The sequence below is a fragment of the uncultured Tateyamaria sp. genome, from assembly GCF_947503045.1.
GTDB lineage: Bacteria > Pseudomonadota > Alphaproteobacteria > Rhodobacterales > Rhodobacteraceae > Tateyamaria.
In genome coordinates this window covers 41,020-57,148 of the sequence record NZ_CANNCF010000004.1, presented here as the reverse complement: position 1 = coordinate 57,148, position 16,129 = coordinate 41,020, and the positions used below count along the sequence as shown (strand labels likewise).

The following is a 16,129-nucleotide window of genomic DNA, read 5'->3' as shown; positions in this document are numbered from 1 at the left end:
TTAACCTTACTGACGCATCTTCGAAATGCGGCGCACGAGTGCCCGCCGGCGCATCACGGAGGCAGCATGAGCAAACCAGCAGAGGCCCAGGTTTTTGGCGCTGACACCGCGCGCGCGGCATCCATGTCTGCCCTGCCCCACACGACCTGGTCGGAAGAGGATGCGGTCCAAACGACCGTGACGGCGCGTGACACCATCCTCGCGCTACACGAGGCGCTGATCCGGCAAAGCACCGTTGCCCATGTCACAGCCCATGATCTGCGCACACCGCTCAATACCATGTCGGGCCTTGTGCATCTGTTGCAGGCCAAGTTCGCGGCTGACATGCCCGACAAGATGTTGGAATACCTGGAGTATATGGCCCGCTCCATCCAGCAGATGGACGATTTGACAGCCTCGTTTCTGACCCAGACGCGCAACGCCTCTGCCACTGTCAATCTTCGCCGTGTCGACCTGCGCCAGTGTCTTGAGGCGGTTTTGGATGCGGATGTCAGCCCGTCAGACCAGCACCGGATCGGGCTTGATGTGCCTGCATGTACAGTGATGGCGGACCCCGATTTGCTGCACCTGATGCTGTCACATCTGTTGCGCAACGCGTTACAACATGCCCATCCTGACCGGCCGCTGACGCTGACCTTCGATCTGTCGTCGGACCCGCTGGAGGATCACATCCTGCGGCTGCGCGACACAGGGAACGGCTTTGATCCCAACGCCCGGCACGCCATCTTTCTACCGGCGCAGCCCGAGGGAGACATGCCCGGTCGCCTTGGGCTGGCGATCTGCAATGAAATCTGCCGCCGCCACGGCTGGGAGATCAGCGCGCAATCGGACGGGCAAAGTGGCGCGACGTTCGAGGTCGCGTTTTCCGATCCGATCTGACGCCTTTATTTCACATTTGAACGTCATCGCCATGCTTTTGCCCGGCTTTTAAGGCCTTCTTCAGCGTGGGGTGTTACTGGATTGCACAACGATGCGACGGAGTGTGCGATGGCGACGGTTTTATTGCTTGAAGACGATTCCGCTTTGCAGTTCGTGATGCGCGAGGCGCTGAGTGGCGAGGGTCACACTGTGCATGTGGCATCAGACAACGAGTCGGCAATGAAGGTGCTGCGGCGGCGCACGCCGGATGTGCTGTTGCTGGATCTGATGATCGGCGGCGGCCTGTCGACCGATGTGGCCAACTACGCCGTGTACTCTGCCCCGCATTCTGCTGTGATCTTCATGACCGGCAGCGGACTGTTTCCCAACGGTGAGCTGTTCGGCATGTCCCGAAACGCCCGCTGGGTGTTGCGCAAGCCGGTCGACATCGACGAGTTGATCACGATGATCTCGCATGTGACCAGCGAAGAGGTCGTTGCCACACTGACCAGCTAGGGCCGGACGGGCGCTGCCCGCCTACACGCCCATCATCTTGCGCAGACCTGCGCGATCAGACGTGCCTCCGGCAAAATCATCGAATGTCTTGTCCGTGCGCTGGATCAGATGGCGCGCGATGAACGGCGCGCCCTCGGCAGCGCCCTGTTCGGGATGTTTGAGGCAGCATTCCCATTCCAGCACGGCCCAGCCATCAAATCCGTATTGTGTGAGGCGCGAAAAGATGCCGCAGAAATCGACCTGTCCGTCGCCAAGCGAGCGGAACCGGCCCGCCCGCTCCGTCCAGTCGGCATAACCCGAATAAACGCCCTGCCGCGCGGTGGGATTGAACTCGGCATCCTTGACGTGAAAGGCGCTGATGCGGTCGTGATAGACGTCAATGAACCCCAGATAATCCATCTGCTGCAGCAGAAAATGCGAGGGATCATAGGTGATCTTGCAGCGTGGATGGCCATCAAGTGCAGTCAGGAATCGATCAAAGGTGGCGCCGTCAAACACGTCTTCGCCCGGGTGGATTTCGAATCCCAAATCGACCCCCTCGCCGTCAAAGACATCCAACAGCGGTTTCCAGCGCGCGGCCAGTTCGCCAAAGGCCTCTTCGATCAGCCCATCGGGGCGCTGCGGCCAGGGGTAGAGATAGGGAAAGGCGAGTGAGCCGGTAAAACCCACGGCCCCTGTCAGCCCGAGGTTGCGCGACGCCTTGGCGACCTTGGTCACCTGATCAACCGCCCAGGCCTGCCGCGCGGCTGGATTGCCGTGCACCTCTGCGGGCGCAAAGGCGTCAAAGGCCGTGTCATAGGCCGGGTGCACCGCCACAAGTTGGCTTTGCAGATGGCAGGACAGTTCGGTGATGGCGATCCCGTGCTGCGCACAAATGCCTGCAATTTCATCGCAGTAGGTTTGGCTCGACGCGGCCTTGTCCAGATCAAAGACCCGCGCATCCCATGTCGGAATCTGCACGCCCTTGTACCCAAGCCCCGCCGCCCATTCGACGATCGCAGGCAGCGAATTGAACGGCGCATCATCGCCCAGATACTGGGCCAGAAACAGCGCCGGGCCCTTGATGGAATCACTCATGTCACTCTCCAAATATCGGCGCTCAGGCCAGTAAGGCGCGAGCCTGTTCAGGGTCCAGAACGTCGGGGCGCGCACATGTGGTGCTCAGCGTGATGACTTTGCCCTGCTCGCCTGCGTCCAGAATCGCGGTCATGACCTCGACCACGTGGGTGGCAAAATCCGCGTTGCAGCGATGTGTCGTCCCGGCGGCGATGGACAGCGCCATGTCGGCAAGCCCCGCGCCGCGATAATTGGCGTGCACCTCTTCGAAATTGGGCACAGAGAACGGGTGATCCCAGGAATGATCCACGGGTGCGCCGCCCCGCTCGGTCACCGTCAGCGTGCCCCCGAACCAGTTCGGGTCGGGCACGTTCATCGTGGCCTTGGTGCCGTACAGTTCCATGCTCGGGTGGTTGCTGGCGCAGACATCCCAACTGGCCAGCAGCGTGATGATGGCCCCACTTTCAAAGGACAGGACCGAATGGATCGTTGTCGGTGTCTCGACGGGAATGACCTCTCCGTTGCGGGGGCCATTGCCGATGGTGCGGGTCGGGTGGGCGGCACCAGTAAAGCTGGTGACCTGTTTCACAGGCCCAAGCATCTGCACCAGATTGCACACGTAATAGGGCCCGATGTCGAGGATGGGCCCTGCCCCTTTCTTGAAGAAGAAATCCGGGTTCGGGTGCCAGTCTTCCATGCCCGAGGACATCACGACCGCCACGCCCGAGGTCACCGTGCCGATGGCACCGCTGTCCACGATGTTGCGCGCCAGCTGATGGCTGCCGCCCATGAAGGTGTCGGGGGCCGAGCCGATGCGCAGCCCGTTCGCCTCGGCGATCTGGCCCAGTTCCTGCGCCTCGGCAGGGCTGAGCACAAAGGGCTTTTCGGAATAGACGTGCTTGCCCGCCTGCAGGATCGCGCGCGACACGTCCACATGGGCGGCAGGGATTGTGAGGTTGATCACCAGATCAATGTCATCTGCGGCAAGCAACCCCTCGACGCTGTCTGCCCGAACGCCGAATTCGGCCGCCCGGGCGGTGGCGCTGTCCATGTTGATGTCGGCCACGGCGCGGATATCATAGCCGTTGAAGGTCGGCGCGAGCTTGAGGTAAGCCGATGAGATGTTGCCGCATCCAATGATGCCGACGCCCAGATCCTTAGTCATGCGTGTTCTCCCATAACGTGTTGAAAGCGCTGGCCGAGCGGCGGGCATAGCCCATCGGATCGCTGGGTTTGTCATGTTCCAGCGCATAGATCAGATTGTCGGACTGGCCACGGCACGCCTGCAACAGGGCCGCCCAGTCCATCGTTCCCGCGCTGAGGTCGCACCAGCCATCTTCGTCCATGTTGGTGCCTTCGGCGGCGATATCCTTGACGTGAACGGCGGCCATCCGGTTGCCATAGCGCTGCACATAGTCCATCGGGTCACGCCCGCCGCGCACGATCCATGCCAGATCCGCCTCCCACGTGATGTCGGGCGCGTTGTCCAGCAACGTCTCCATCGGGACACTGCCATCTGCGAGGGCAACAAATTCAAAGTCGTGGTTGTGCCAGCCAAAGTCGATGCCGTGATCCGCGTAACGCTTTGAGGCGGCGTTCAGACGCTGCGCCAGATCGATATAGCCTGCCGCCGTATCCGGGCGCTCGCTGGCATCAAGATATGGCGCAAACAGCCGGGTCATCCCCAGCGTCTTGGCGAGTTTGACGGTGCCGTCGAAATCCGCCTCGACGTCTGCCAGACCCATATGGCCCGACCCCATGGTAACGCCGTTGGCGTCCATGGCCGCGCGGTAGCCTTCCGGGTCGCCGTAAACGCCGCCATATCCTTCGACTTTGGTGATCCCCATCGCGGGCAGTTCGCCAAGCAGGGCAATTTGATCTGCGCAATCGCGCATGGAGTAGAGTTGCAGTGCTACGTTCATCTTGTTTTCCCGAACTAGAGACGAATTTCAGTCGCCACATCAAACAGATGCAGCCGCGCGGCATCAAAGCCGATGGTCAGCGTGTCGCCCGATTTCAGACCCGATTGCCCTTCGGTACGTACCCGTACGGATTGGCCCGCAAAGTTGATCCAGACCAACGTGTCCGAGCCCATGGGCTCGACGATGTCGATTTCAGCGGTGCCCGAATACGAGGCCCCGGTCGCTGCTTCACCGGTCAGGATATGTTCGGGGCGAATGCCCAGCCATGCGCTACCGTCCGGGCGTGTCGGTTGGGCAAACTCATAGCCCGTCACATCGACCTCGAACCCCTCATGGGTAAAGCGACTACCCGTCAACTGTCCCGAAAACAGGTTCATCGCGGGAGAACCGATAAAGTCGGCCACGTATTTGTTGCACGGCTTGGCGTAGATCACCTCGGGCGAATCCAGTTGCTGGATCATCCCGTCTTTCATGATCGAAATGCGGTCGGCCAGCGTCATCGCCTCGACCTGATCGTGGGTCACGTAGATCATTGTGTTCTTGAGTTGCTTGTGCAGACGTTTGAGTTCGACCCGCAGGTCGGTGCGCAGTTTGGCATCCAGATTGGACAGGGGTTCATCGAACAGGAACACGTCCACATCCCGCACCAATGCGCGCCCGATGGCCACCCGCTGACGTTGCCCGCCTGACAGCGCTCCGGGCTTGCGATCCAGCAAGGGTTCGATCTGCAAAATCTCTGCCGCGCGTGCCACACGTTCGGCGATTTCGGCCTTGGGCACCCGCGCGTTCTTGAGACCAAAGGACAGGTTCCCGCGCACGCTCATCTGCGGGTATAGCGCGTAGGACTGGAACACCATGCCGATGCCACGATCCGAAGGTTCAGCCCATGTGACGTTCTCGCCCTTGATGAAAATCTGGCCGTCCGAGACGTCAAGCAGCCCGGCGATGCAGTTCAGAAGGGTCGACTTCCCGCATCCCGAAGAGCCAAGAAGCACCAGGAATTCGCCCTCGAAAATGTCGAGGTTGAGTTGTTTGAGAACCTTGACCGCTCCGAAATTCAGATCGAGGTCCTTGATTTCAACTGAGTGTGCCATGAGAAAGATCAGCCCTTGACTGCGCCGGCGGCGATGCCGCGGACAAAGAGTTTGCCTGAGGCAAAGTAGATGACGAGTGGCACCATCCCTGTAAGCAGGGTGGCCGCCATGTTGACGTTGTATTCCTTGATCCCCTGCACCGAGTTGACGATGTTGTTGAGCTGCACGGTCATCGGGTAGGTTGCCGGTTTGGTGTAGATCACGCCGAACAGGAAATCGTTCCAGATTCCAGTGACTTGCAGGATGATCGCGACCACGAAGATGGGCAGCGCCATGGGCAGCATGATCTGAAAATAGATCTGCCAGAACCCGGCGCCATCGACCCGCGCGGCCTTGAACAGTTCCTCGGGGATCGAGGCGAAATAGTTGCGGAACAGCAGGGTCAGGATCGGCATGCCAAAGATGGTATGCACCAGAACCAGCCCGCCGATGGACCCCATCAGGCCGACCTCGCGCAGCAGGATCACGATGGGATAGAGCATGGTTTGGTAAGGAATGAAGGCGCCGATGATGAGGATTGTAAAGAACACCTCTGAGCCTTTGAACTTCCAGTTCGACAGCGCGTATCCATTGATCGAGGCAATCCCGATGGACAGCAGGATCGACGGGATCAGGATGCGCACCGAATTGCCAAACCCGCGCGACAGGCCATCACAGTTGATGCCGGTGCAAGCCTCGGCCCAGGCCTTGATCCAGGGCTCAAACGTGATCTCCATCGGGGGGCCAAACACGTTGCCCATGCGGATTTCTGGCATGCCCTTGAGCGAGGTCACAACCATCACGTAAAGCGGCAGCAGGTAGTAGACCGACACCATGATCAGCGTGCCGTAAAGAATGATATTGCCCCGCGAAAAGCTCTTTTTCGGCTTTGGTCCGCGTGGACCGGATGCGGGGTTTATTGCTGTATCAACCACGTTTGCGCCCTCCGAATTCGAGATAGGCCCACGGGATCAGGATGATCACAACCGAGCACAGCATCATGGTCGAGGCCGCGAACCCCTGCCCGAGGTTCTGGGCGCGGAACATGAATTCAATCACGTATTTTGCGGGCACTTCCGAGGCGAGCCCGGGCCCACCCCCGGTTTGAGCAACCACCAGATCGTAGAGCTTGATGATGCCCGAGGCGATCAGCACCAGCGACGTGATAAAGACCGGACGCATCATCGGGATGATGACCACGACATAGGTTTTGACAGTGCCGATTCCGTCCACGCGCGCGGCTTTCCAGATGTCTTCGTCGATGCCGCGCAGGCCGGCCAGCATGATGCACATGATCAGCCCCGTGCCTTGCCACAGCCCCGCGATCAGCAGGCCGAACATCACCGTGTCGGGGTCGTTGATGGGGTTGAAGGAAAACGTCTCCCAACCCCAGCCACGCACGACACTTTGCAGACCGAAATCGGGGTTGAGGATCCACTGCCACGCAAGCCCTGTAACCACAAAGGACAGCGCGAAGGGGTATAGGAAAATGGTGCGGAACGCGGCCTCGAACCGGATTTTGCGATCAAGACAGGCTGCAAGTGTAAAGCCGATCACCAGTGTCAGGATCATCGAACAGATCCCGTAAATGCCAAGGTTCTTGATCGAAATGATCCAACGATCCGACTCCCAAAGCCGTTCGTATTGATCAAATCCGACCCACTTCGTCTTGGGCAGCATGCGCGAACCCGTGAAGGAATATGTCACGGTCCAGGCTGTGCCGCCTACAAAAACCACAAGTGCTGTCAGGATCATCGGGATCGAGGCCAGCTTGGCCATGAGGTTCTTGAACAGGCGGTGCGGGCGCTTGGCCGGCTGTGTCTGGGGGTCCGAGGCCACGGTCATCGTGTCGGCTCCAAATGGGGGTGTGAGTGGTGGAAGTAGTGTGCGGCCCGGCAGCGTACCGCCGGGCCAGCGGTGGGAGAACCGCTTAGTCTGCGTCTTCGATCAGCTGAGCATAGCGTTCCTGTGCATCAGCCGCAGACATGTCACCCGACCAGAACTGTGCCATCAAGTCCTCGATCTGGGTCTGTGTATCCGCTGACAGGGACTGGTCGCCCGAGGGCAGCACGCCGCCTTCGGCCAGGATCGACAGACCCTTTTGCATGCAACCATTTGCCGTGGACATATCGATATCGCCGCGCACCGGCAGCGACCCTTTGGCGAGGTTAAAGGACACCTGCACGTCAGGAGAGATCAGCAGCGCCGCCAGTTCTTTCTGTGCGGCCGTGATTGTGGGATCGTCATTGACGGGGAAGTAGAAGGCGTCCCCGCCTGTATCCAGAACCTGGTTCAGCCCCAGACCCGGCAGGCAGGAATAATCCTGGCCCTCGACCTGTTTGGCCACGGCGAATTCGCCTTGCGCCCAGTCACCCATCAGCTGGCCACCGGCCTCGCCCGTGATGACCATGTTGGTCGCCTGGTTCCAATCCTGCACGTTCGAACCACGTGCGAGTTCGCGCGCATCTGCGACCGCTTGAAATACGGCGGTATATTCCGGACCGCGCGCCACATCGGCGTTCTTGTTCACGGTGACCTCGCGCCAGGCATCGGTGCCTGCAACCGCGATGGTGATCGCCCCGAAGGCGAGGTTTTGCTGCCAGCCCTGCTGACCCATGGCCAGTGGCAGAATACCCGCCTCTTCCAGTTTGGGCGCGGTGGCAACAAATTCGTTCCAGTCGGACGGCACGTCGATACCGGCCTTTTGATAGGCGTCATGGGACAGCCAGATCCACTGGCCAGAGTGAATGTTCACCGGCACGCAATAGACCCGGCCATCAAGCGTGCAGGACTCGAGCAATGCGGGCGGGTTCACGATATCGGCCCAGCCCCCGGCTTCGGCGACATCCGTCAGGTCCAGCATGAGGCCAGCCTCGATCAGTTCTTCGGCCTGACGTCCGTGGTTCAGCTGTGTCGCCGCCATCGGGTCTCCGCCCAGAATGCGGGAAATGATGATCGGGCGCGCTGTCCCTCCCGAGCCTGCAATGGCCCCATCAACCCAGACGTTGCCGGTTGCGTTCCACGCATCAGCGAATTTGGACACCGCAACGGCTTCTCCGCCGGACGTCCACCAATGGGTGACTTCCAGCTCGACCCCGTCAGCAACGGCCGTCGTGACGGACGTCGCGGCGAACGCGGTGCCAAGCAAAACAGACTTCAGGACATTAGACATTTTTTCCTCCCAGAAAATGCGGATTTCCGCCTTTGATTTTCGTGATCGCGCAACCCTGCAATCGATTACAAAAGACTTTATCGTTGACGAGCATGTCAAGAATTAATGTAATCGATTGCAGAAGCTCAGTTCAGAAACGAGGCGAAATGGCACCGAAAAGTTCGACACTTCAAGATGTTGCCCGTGTAGCGGGAGTATCGACCGCGACGGTGTCACGAACGCTGTCCAACCCCAATGTGGTGTCCGAATCGACTCGCACCCGGGTGTCCGAGGCTGTCAAAACCACCGGATACCGGATCAATCGGGCGGCCCGAAATCTGCGCACGCAGCGTGCGCATTCGGTACTCGTTTTGCTGCCCGATCTGGCCAATCCGTTCTTTTCCGAAATCCTCGAAGGCATCTCCCGAGAGTTGTCCCATCGCGGATATTCGATGCTGATTGCGAGCACCAAACAGGTGCATGACAGCGGCGAGCGGCTGCTCGATTACCTTGATGATGCGCGCGCGGACGGCATGATCATCCTTGATGGCGGGCTTGATCCCGACGTGGTTTCGATGCTCGAAAACGCCCGCCAGACCAAGCGCATCCTGTTTGCCTGCGAATGGGTCGAGGGCGCTGATTTTCCGACGGTACGCTGCGAAAACCGCCAAGGGGCACGCGAGGCGGTGAACCATTTGTACAGCCTTGGCCATCGCAAGATTGCCCATGTGACCGGCCCTGAGGGCAATGTGTTGATGCACACCCGCAAGGATGCGTTTGTGGCGCAGATTTCCGAGCTTGGTCTGGAACTGAAACCCGAATGGATCATCGCGGGCGACTTTTCGATTTCCGCAGGCTGTGCCGCAGCGCAGGCGTGGATCGCGATGGAAGATCGCTCAACAGCGGTGTTTTGCGCGTCGGATCAACTGGCCATGGCCTTCATCGCCGAATTGTCCCGCCATGGGTTTCGGGTGCCAGAGGACGTTTCTGTCATGGGATTTGACGACATCGACTTTGCCGAACAGTTCATCCCTGCCCTCACCTCGATCCGGCAAGACCGCCTGCTGATCGGTGAAACGGCGGCGAATATGCTGATGGGGCGGATCGAATCCCCCAACACCGGCGGAGACGAGCCCATCGCCATCATTCCAGTGTCACTGGTCGTCCGCGAAAGCACGGCAGCACCGGGCTGACCGCGCGCGCATCCCGTGCAGTGCCAGCGCGTGGCGTGCTTTGCCTCGATGCGCAGAATGTTCTACCCGTCGGAAATCTCCTTGACCAACCGGAGCCTTCAGATGCGCGACCCAGATCATCACATGCAAGACGTCCTCGACTTCTGGTTTCCGGACAATGGCCATCAGGACAGTCCAGAGACACATCGCGCTTTCTGGAACGAGCGCATGCAGGGTGGCATGGACACTGCCATCATCGAACACTTTGCCGACCTGACCCTTGCAGGCGCCACAGGACAGCTCGACCATTGGTCCGAAACTGCGCGTGGGCGTTTGGCTCTGCTAATCGTGTTGGACCAGTTTCCCCGGTCACTCTGGCGCGACACGCCCGCGGCCTACGCGCAGGACATCAAGGCCACGCACCTCGCGCTCGAAGGGATCCGCAACGGGCATTTCGATTCCCTGACCCCTTGGGAACAAACCTTTTTCGTCATCGCCATCGGCCACTGCGAAGGTCCCGATCACCTTGACCGGATGAACATGCTGGACAATGTCGTTGAGAAAATAATCGCCGGTATGCCCGCCCATCTGGCCCCCCTCGGCGACGGCCTGCGGGTGCAACATGGCAGGGTGAAGGACGTCGTGGCAAGGTTCGCACGTCACCCGCATCGCAACGACATCCTTGGACGGCCCTCAACCCCGGATGAGGCTCTTTACGTGAGAAAGGGCGAATTCCCGCACAACACGCCTGCGACGCCAGACGCGACCCAATAGGGATCATGTAAATGACCAGTCCAGCAGGACTGGCCGGACAAACTGAGAGTTTCGGGAAATGGTGCCCCCACACGGCATGGCATTCTGATCTCAGATGATCCCATATAGTACCTTAGAAGATTGAAATTAATGTATTTTCTTGGCATAGCGCTCTCAGGAGTTCTTGCGCCATCCCAGCAAATCCCGTAACCTATGGGGGATAATTTGGGGGATATATTCTTGGGGAACCTAACAGCCTTCTTCATCAAATCTGCGCCGCCAGGTAAGCACGAGGATGGCCACGGCCTCCGATTGATCAAGCGCGAGGATGGCGGCGGCCAATGGGTCTTTCGCTACACGCTTTACGGGCGGCGTCGGGAAATGGGTCTCGGTGGACTGAAGGCACTCCCCCTGAAGGACGCCCGGGAACTCGCCTCGGACTATCGAATTTTGGTCGCCAAAGGCAAAGACCCCATCGAACATCGGCGCAGACAACGCCAGGACGCAATGCGCAATCGGCATCTCCTCAAGGATGTCGCATTGGACGCCTTCGAGAGCCGCAAGGCCGATCTCAAGGGCGACGGGACTGCCGGACGTTGGTACAGCCCGTTGGAGCATCATGTGCTGCCCAAACTCGGACGCATGCCTGTCACCGAGATCACCCAAAGCGATGTCCGAGACGCCTTGACCCCGATCTGGCATTCCAAGGCTGCGACCGCCACGAAGGCCGCCAATCGCCTCAAGATCGTGTTGGACCATGCAGTCGCCTTGGGTCTCGATGTCGACCTGCAGGCGGTTGCCAAGGCGAAGCAACTCCTCGGTCGGCAGCGGCACGAGGTCACGTCGATCCCGAGTATGCCGTGGGAGGATGTCCCGGCGTTCTACGCCTCCATTGATGAGCCAACGATCACGCATCTCGCGCTGCGACTGCTCATCCTTACAGGGCTTCGCTCACGGCCCGTGCGGTTTGCGCGGCTGGAAGAAATCGACGGCGATATATGGATCGTACCCGCCGAGAACATGAAGGCGCGCCTCGGCGCTGCCGAGGACTTCCGCGTCCCCCTCAGCGATGAGGCACAGCGTGTTATCGAGCTTGCCCGTCCCTTCGAGCGCGATGGCAATCTTTTTCCTTCTGTACGCAAAGGGGTCATCAGTGACGCAACGATGGCGCGGCTGATGGAGCGCAGAGGGCTGGAAGCACGTCCACACGGCTTCCGGTCCAGCCTGCGGACTTGGCTTGCCGAAGAGACGGACGCCCCGCATGAGGTGGCCGAGATGGTCTTGGCGCACGTCTCCGACAGCAAGGTGGTCCGGACCTATCGCAAGACCGACTTTCTGGATCAGCGGCGGCCGCTGATGCAGAGGTGGGCTCAGCTGTGCATAGGGTAACGTTATGGGGACGGCGCAGGCAGCCGACATCTTGAACGTCACCTAGCTGAGGGCAATTCCTCTTCCTGATCCGCATCGAACGCGCTCTTCCCCTTCTCGGCCCAAACTTCTCGCGCATGCGCGCCTTGTTCGCTCTCAAGCTTTTCGGCCATCCAGAGCAGCGCACCGTAGATAAGCGCGCGGTCATCGCCGGTGATCTCCACGATCCCGGCCTTGACGACGAGGCCTCCAAGTTCGATCAGATGCCGTGTGCGTTTGCGGCGTGCGACTTGCCACTTGCGCATGTCACGCCGCGCCTTTGTCGCCTGATCCCGGTTGCCCGCCGCCAGATTGCGCCGGAGCGTTTTTCGCGTTGCGGTTAGTCGCTTTTGCAGGTCTCCGCGACCGGCGCTGAAAGAACGCTGCCCCGCGTTTTGACCAGGCCTCCTTCTTGCCGGTATCCGTGGTCTCGGCCAGCACGATCAGCGCACCGGCGAGTTCTTCGGCGCTGAACCCGTCTGCTCCGGTGGCAATAACGAGTTCGCCAAGCTGCTGCACCTTGCGGGTCTTCAGCTCTTTTGCTTTCTGCTCCAGTCCTTTCAACTCCGCGTCGTAATCCCGTGGTTTGCGCATTCCTGCCTCCATAACGTGTTGATGCAGAGAGAATAACGGGCCAGCTTGCAGAAGGCAGCAGAGTCGCCGGGACGGCTGGGGACGCACCGGTCCATCCCGAGATTTTATTGAGGGAGGGCGCGCTTATACGTCGTTCCGACGTGGGCGTTCCCGTGTAGATGATCGGGTCGTTATGGCGATCTATCATCTCCACGTGAAGGTCATCGGGCGCGCGACTGGCTCCAGCGCGGTGGCCTCTGCTGCCTACCGCGCGGCGTCGCGGTTGCGCGACGACCGGATCGACCGGAGCCATGACTTCACGGCCAAGCGCGGTGTCGTGCACTCCGAGGTGCCGCTGCCGGAGAATGCGCCGGAGGCATGGTCGGACCGCGAACAACTCTGGAACGCCGTCGAGATGGTCGAGGTCAGGAAGGATGCGCAGCTGGCCCGGGAGGTGGAGTTCGCCATTCCGCGCGAGATGAGTGAGGCGGAGGGCATCGCGCTCGCCCGCGACTTCGTGCGCTCGGAGTTCGTGGATCAGGGTATGGTTGCCGATCTCAACGTGCATTGGGACAGGGCCAAGGATGGCACGCCCAAACCCCATGCCCATGTCATGCTGACGATGCGGTCTGTGGACGAGACCGGCTTCGGCGCGAAGATGCGGGACTGGAACCACACGGGGATGCTGGAACGTTGGCGGGAACGCTGGGCGACGCTTGCCAACGAGCGCCTGGCCGAACTCGACATCGACGCACGCATCGATCACAGGAGTCTGGAAGACCAAGGCATCGCGCTGGAGCCGCAAAGCCAGATCGGCGCGCCCGCGCAGCGTATCGCGGGCGAAGGGAGCCCTGCCGACCGGGCCGAACTGCATCGTGAGATCGCACGCGACAACGGAGCGAGGATCATCGCGGAACCTTCGCTTGCACTGGACGCGATTACCCATCAGCAATCGACCTTCACGCAGCGCGACATGGCACGCTTCGCACATCGGCACAGCGATGGGATCGATCAGTTCAACGCGGTGAACAACGCAATCCGAAGCGCGCCCGATCAGGTTGGGCTTGGCCAAGATGGGTGCGGCGAGGACCGTTTCACCACCCGCGCGATGATCGAGGCCGAACAGCGTCTGCACCGTTCGGCAGAACTTATGGCGGACAGGGAGCGTCACGATGTGCGGGATGCGGATCGCAAAGCAGCCTTGGCCCGTGCCGAGCAGCGCGGCCTGATCCTCTCGGGGGAGCAAGCCGACGCGTTGAAGCAGATTACCCATGGGCGTGATCTCGGTATCGTCGTCGGCCATGCCGGGACGGGAAAGAGTGCGATGCTCGGCGTGGCGCGTGAGGCCTGGGAGAAGGCGGGGTATCGGGTGCGCGGCGCGGCGCTCTCCGGCATCGCGGCGGACGGTCTCGAAAGCGGATCGGGCATCGCGTCGCGGACCATCGCCAGCCTGGAACACGGTTGGGCGCAGAACCGCGACCGGCTCACCTCGAGCGATGTCCTTGTCATCGACGAGGCGGGCATAGTCGGCACGCGGCAACTCGATCGGGTCCTGTCCCATGCCGCCGGTGCTGGAGCCAAAGTTGTCCTAGTCGGCGATCCGCAGCAGCTGCAATCCATAGAGGCCGGGGCGGCCTTCCGGGCGCTCCACGAGCGGCACGGTGGCGCGGAAATCGGCGAGGTGCGTCGCCAGCGCGAAGATTGGCAGCGTGACGCGACCCGCGATCTGGCGACCGGTCGGACCGGGGCGGCAATCGACGCCTATGAGGCGCAAGGCATGGTGCATGCCGCCGAGACACGTGAGCAGGCGCGCGCCGACCTGATCGACCGCTGGGACCGCGACCGTCAGGCGGAGCCCGGCCGGAGCCGGATCATCCTCACCCACACCAACGTCGAGGTGTACGCCTTGAATGATTTGGCGCGGGAGCGGAAACGCGCGGCGGGCGATCTGGGCGAGGACGTCTCCTTGACGGTCGAGCGCGGTGACCGTTGCTTTGCCAGCGGCGATCGGGTGATGTTCCTACAGAACGACCGCGGCCTTGGCGTAAAGAACGGCACGCTCGGGACCATCCATGAGGCCAGCACACAGTCCCTGTCCGTTCATACCGATGATGGGCGCTCCATCGCCTTCGACCTCAAGGACTACGACCGCCTCGACCACGGCTATGCCGCGACCATCCACAAGGCCCAGGGCATGACGGTGGACCGAACCCATGTTCTCGCGACGCCGGGCCTCGACGCCCATGGCAGCTATGTCGCCCTGTCCCGCCACCGGGACGGACTGAACCTGCATTACAGTCGCGACGACTTCGTCTCGCAGGATCGGTTGATCCGCACCCTGTCCCGCGACCGGTCCAAGGACATGGCGCTCGACTACGCCGAGACCGATCCGGCGCAGGACTTTGCCGAGCGGCGCGGAATTGCATTCCGGGAGCGTGTCATCGAGGTCCTGCGCAAGATCGTGCCGGAGAGACTCCGCGATAGGATTGATGGGTCGCGCTCTGCCAGAGACGGCGCGCTTGGCTCGGATGTCGCGCAGAGGCCGGGAAGGGAAGAGGCAAGGAAGGATATCCGTCCCAGCGCGGATGCGCTGCAAAAGGCCCTGGCGTATGACCCGGAAGCGGCAATGCGAAAAGCCCGCACCGAAGCCCTCAAACGCCATGCCCGCGCGGTGGATGCGATCTTCACGGCTCAGGAGAGGGGGAACTCGGGCACGCCTGACCAGTTGCGCGACCTCGCCGAGTCTCGCGCGTCCTTCGAAGAGGTCCGGCCTGACGGCTGGCGCGATGCCGAAGCAGCCTATGCCAAGGACCCGTCCCTTGCCCGCGAGGCCGGATCGGGCCAAGCCAACCGCGCTATCCGGGCGCTTCAACTTGAGACGCAGTTGCGCACCTCTCCAGAGCGCCGGGCTGTGCAATTCGTGGATCGCTGGCAGCACCTTGATCGGACCAGCCTGTCGCACTACCGGTCGGGCACGATGTCCGACTACCGCGCGACACGAGCGGAGATGGGCGAGATGGCCAAGAGCCTGCAGCGCGATCCGCAGCTGGAATCCGTCCTTGCCAACCGCAAGGCCGAACTGGGTATTCGGATGGACTCGGGCCGCCGACTCGGTGCGGAGTTGGCTTATTGTCACGGCATCGACATCACCCGGGGGCGCGGACTCGGGCTCTGACACCCGTCCGATCTGCCGCCCATTCCACGCCCTGCTGCGACGATGGGCTGGACGGTCTTGCGCCAACAGTTCGTGGCGTTCTGTCTGGATCAAGAACATCCAGCAGGAGGCAATAAACCCATGTCCGACCCAGATCGTATCATCCGCCTGAACACCGTCCTCGACCGAACCGGCCTGTCCCGGTCCACCATCTATCGCAAGATCGCAGAAGGCACGTTCCCGGCCCAACTCAGGATCTGCATCCACGGTGCAGGATGGCGGGAATCCGACATCAACCGGTGGGTTGAAAACCCAGTAGGCTGGCAATTGGAGCGAGAGGAACGCTGACAGCCGCGAGGGCTTTACAGTGTTGCTGGGTCGCCTCGCGCATCTGCCAGCGATGTCTGGCGAAGGACAGGCTGCAAGACGAAGCGGTTGCTCTTCCTGGTGCCAGCAACTGGCTTGAACGGGCAAATGCCGACATTGCCGTCGAC

At 61.1% G+C, this 16,129-nt stretch carries 16 protein-coding genes; 7 read left to right on the top strand and 9 right to left on the bottom strand.

The features are described 5' to 3' along the window. Window positions 1–66: 66 nt before the first annotated feature. Both Q1A89_RS16525 and Q1A89_RS16520 read left to right on the top strand, forming a co-directional pair. Window positions 67–879 (top strand): HAMP domain-containing sensor histidine kinase, encoded by an 813-nt coding sequence (locus tag Q1A89_RS16525; protein ID WP_299730795.1) that lies wholly within the window; start codon window positions 67–69, stop codon window positions 877–879. Window positions 880–987: 108 nt separating this feature from the next. Then, the gene (locus Q1A89_RS16520) at window positions 988–1,374 is read left to right on the top strand and encodes a response regulator (RefSeq protein ID WP_299730792.1); all 387 of its coding nucleotides are present in this window, start codon (window positions 988–990) and stop codon (window positions 1,372–1,374) included. 21 nt (window positions 1,375–1,395) lie between these two features. Here the strand turns inward: Q1A89_RS16520 and Q1A89_RS16515 are convergent, their stop codons facing one another. The 7 genes from Q1A89_RS16515 to Q1A89_RS16485 all read right to left on the bottom strand — a co-directional run bounded on the left by Q1A89_RS16515 (window position 1,396) and on the right by Q1A89_RS16485 (window position 8,597). Then, a complete protein-coding gene (locus tag Q1A89_RS16515; RefSeq protein WP_299730790.1) occupies window positions 1,396–2,451 on the bottom strand; it encodes a sugar phosphate isomerase/epimerase in 1,056 nt (351 codons plus the stop codon). Window positions 2,452–2,473: 22 nt separating this feature from the next. Then, complete coding sequence (locus tag Q1A89_RS16510; RefSeq protein WP_299730754.1) at window positions 2,474–3,595, bottom strand: Gfo/Idh/MocA family oxidoreductase; 1,122 nt, start codon at window positions 3,593–3,595, stop codon at window positions 2,474–2,476. Then, a complete protein-coding gene (locus Q1A89_RS16505) occupies window positions 3,588–4,352 on the bottom strand; it encodes a sugar phosphate isomerase/epimerase (protein ID WP_299730752.1) in 765 nt (254 codons plus the stop codon). Before Q1A89_RS16505 ends, Q1A89_RS16510 begins: the two co-directional genes overlap by 8 nt. Window positions 4,353–4,366: 14 nt before the next feature. Next, entirely contained in the window at window positions 4,367–5,446 is a 1,080-nt protein-coding gene (locus Q1A89_RS16500) for an ABC transporter ATP-binding protein (RefSeq protein ID WP_299730749.1), read from the bottom strand. An 8-nt stretch (window positions 5,447–5,454) separates the two neighbouring features. After that, entirely contained in the window at window positions 5,455–6,360 is a 906-nt protein-coding gene (locus Q1A89_RS16495) for a carbohydrate ABC transporter permease (RefSeq protein ID WP_299730746.1), read from the bottom strand. Beyond that, a complete protein-coding gene (locus tag Q1A89_RS16490) occupies window positions 6,353–7,270 on the bottom strand; it encodes a sugar ABC transporter permease (protein ID WP_299730743.1) in 918 nt (305 codons plus the stop codon). The genes Q1A89_RS16495 and Q1A89_RS16490 overlap by 8 nt, the downstream gene beginning before the upstream one ends. An 85-nt stretch (window positions 7,271–7,355) precedes the next feature. Next, window positions 7,356–8,597, bottom strand: coding sequence for an ABC transporter substrate-binding protein (locus Q1A89_RS16485; protein WP_299730740.1), 1,242 nt, complete (start codon window positions 8,595–8,597; stop codon window positions 7,356–7,358). 92 nt (window positions 8,598–8,689) lie between these two features. On the opposite strand from Q1A89_RS16485, the gene Q1A89_RS16480 reads away from it, so the two are divergent. From Q1A89_RS16480 to Q1A89_RS16470, 3 genes are all read left to right on the top strand, one after another. After that, entirely contained in the window at window positions 8,690–9,769 is a 1,080-nt protein-coding gene (locus Q1A89_RS16480) for a LacI family DNA-binding transcriptional regulator (protein ID WP_366524504.1), read from the top strand. A gap of 102 nt (window positions 9,770–9,871) precedes the next feature. Beyond that, on the top strand, window positions 9,872–10,522 hold the full coding sequence (locus Q1A89_RS16475; RefSeq protein WP_299730734.1) for a DUF924 family protein: 651 nt from the start codon (window positions 9,872–9,874) through the stop codon (window positions 10,520–10,522). A 192-nt stretch (window positions 10,523–10,714) separates the two neighbouring features. Then, window positions 10,715–11,890, top strand: a complete 1,176-nt coding sequence (locus Q1A89_RS16470; RefSeq protein ID WP_299730731.1) for an integrase arm-type DNA-binding domain-containing protein — start codon at window positions 10,715–10,717, stop codon at window positions 11,888–11,890. Between the two features lie 38 nt (window positions 11,891–11,928). Here the strand turns inward: Q1A89_RS16470 and Q1A89_RS16465 are convergent, their stop codons facing one another. Together Q1A89_RS16465 and Q1A89_RS16460 are read right to left on the bottom strand one after the other, a co-directional pair. Further along, entirely contained in the window at window positions 11,929–12,174 is a 246-nt protein-coding gene (locus Q1A89_RS16465; RefSeq protein ID WP_299730728.1) for a conjugal transfer protein TraD, read from the bottom strand. 1 nt (window position 12,175) lies between these two features. Beyond that, window positions 12,176–12,502 carry a conjugal transfer protein TraD gene (locus Q1A89_RS16460; protein ID WP_299730725.1) on the bottom strand — a complete coding sequence of 109 codons (327 nt, stop codon included), beginning with the start codon at window positions 12,500–12,502 and terminating at the stop codon, window positions 12,176–12,178. 172 nt (window positions 12,503–12,674) lie between these two features. Between Q1A89_RS16460 and traA the strand changes: the two genes are divergently transcribed. Both traA and Q1A89_RS16450 read left to right on the top strand, forming a co-directional pair. Next, window positions 12,675–15,656, top strand: coding sequence for a Ti-type conjugative transfer relaxase TraA (gene traA, locus Q1A89_RS16455; protein ID WP_299730722.1), 2,982 nt, complete (start codon window positions 12,675–12,677; stop codon window positions 15,654–15,656). 120 nt (window positions 15,657–15,776) lie between these two features. Further along, complete coding sequence (locus Q1A89_RS16450; protein WP_299730719.1) at window positions 15,777–15,983, top strand: AlpA family phage regulatory protein; 207 nt, start codon at window positions 15,777–15,779, stop codon at window positions 15,981–15,983. Window positions 15,984–16,129 lie beyond the last annotated feature (146 nt).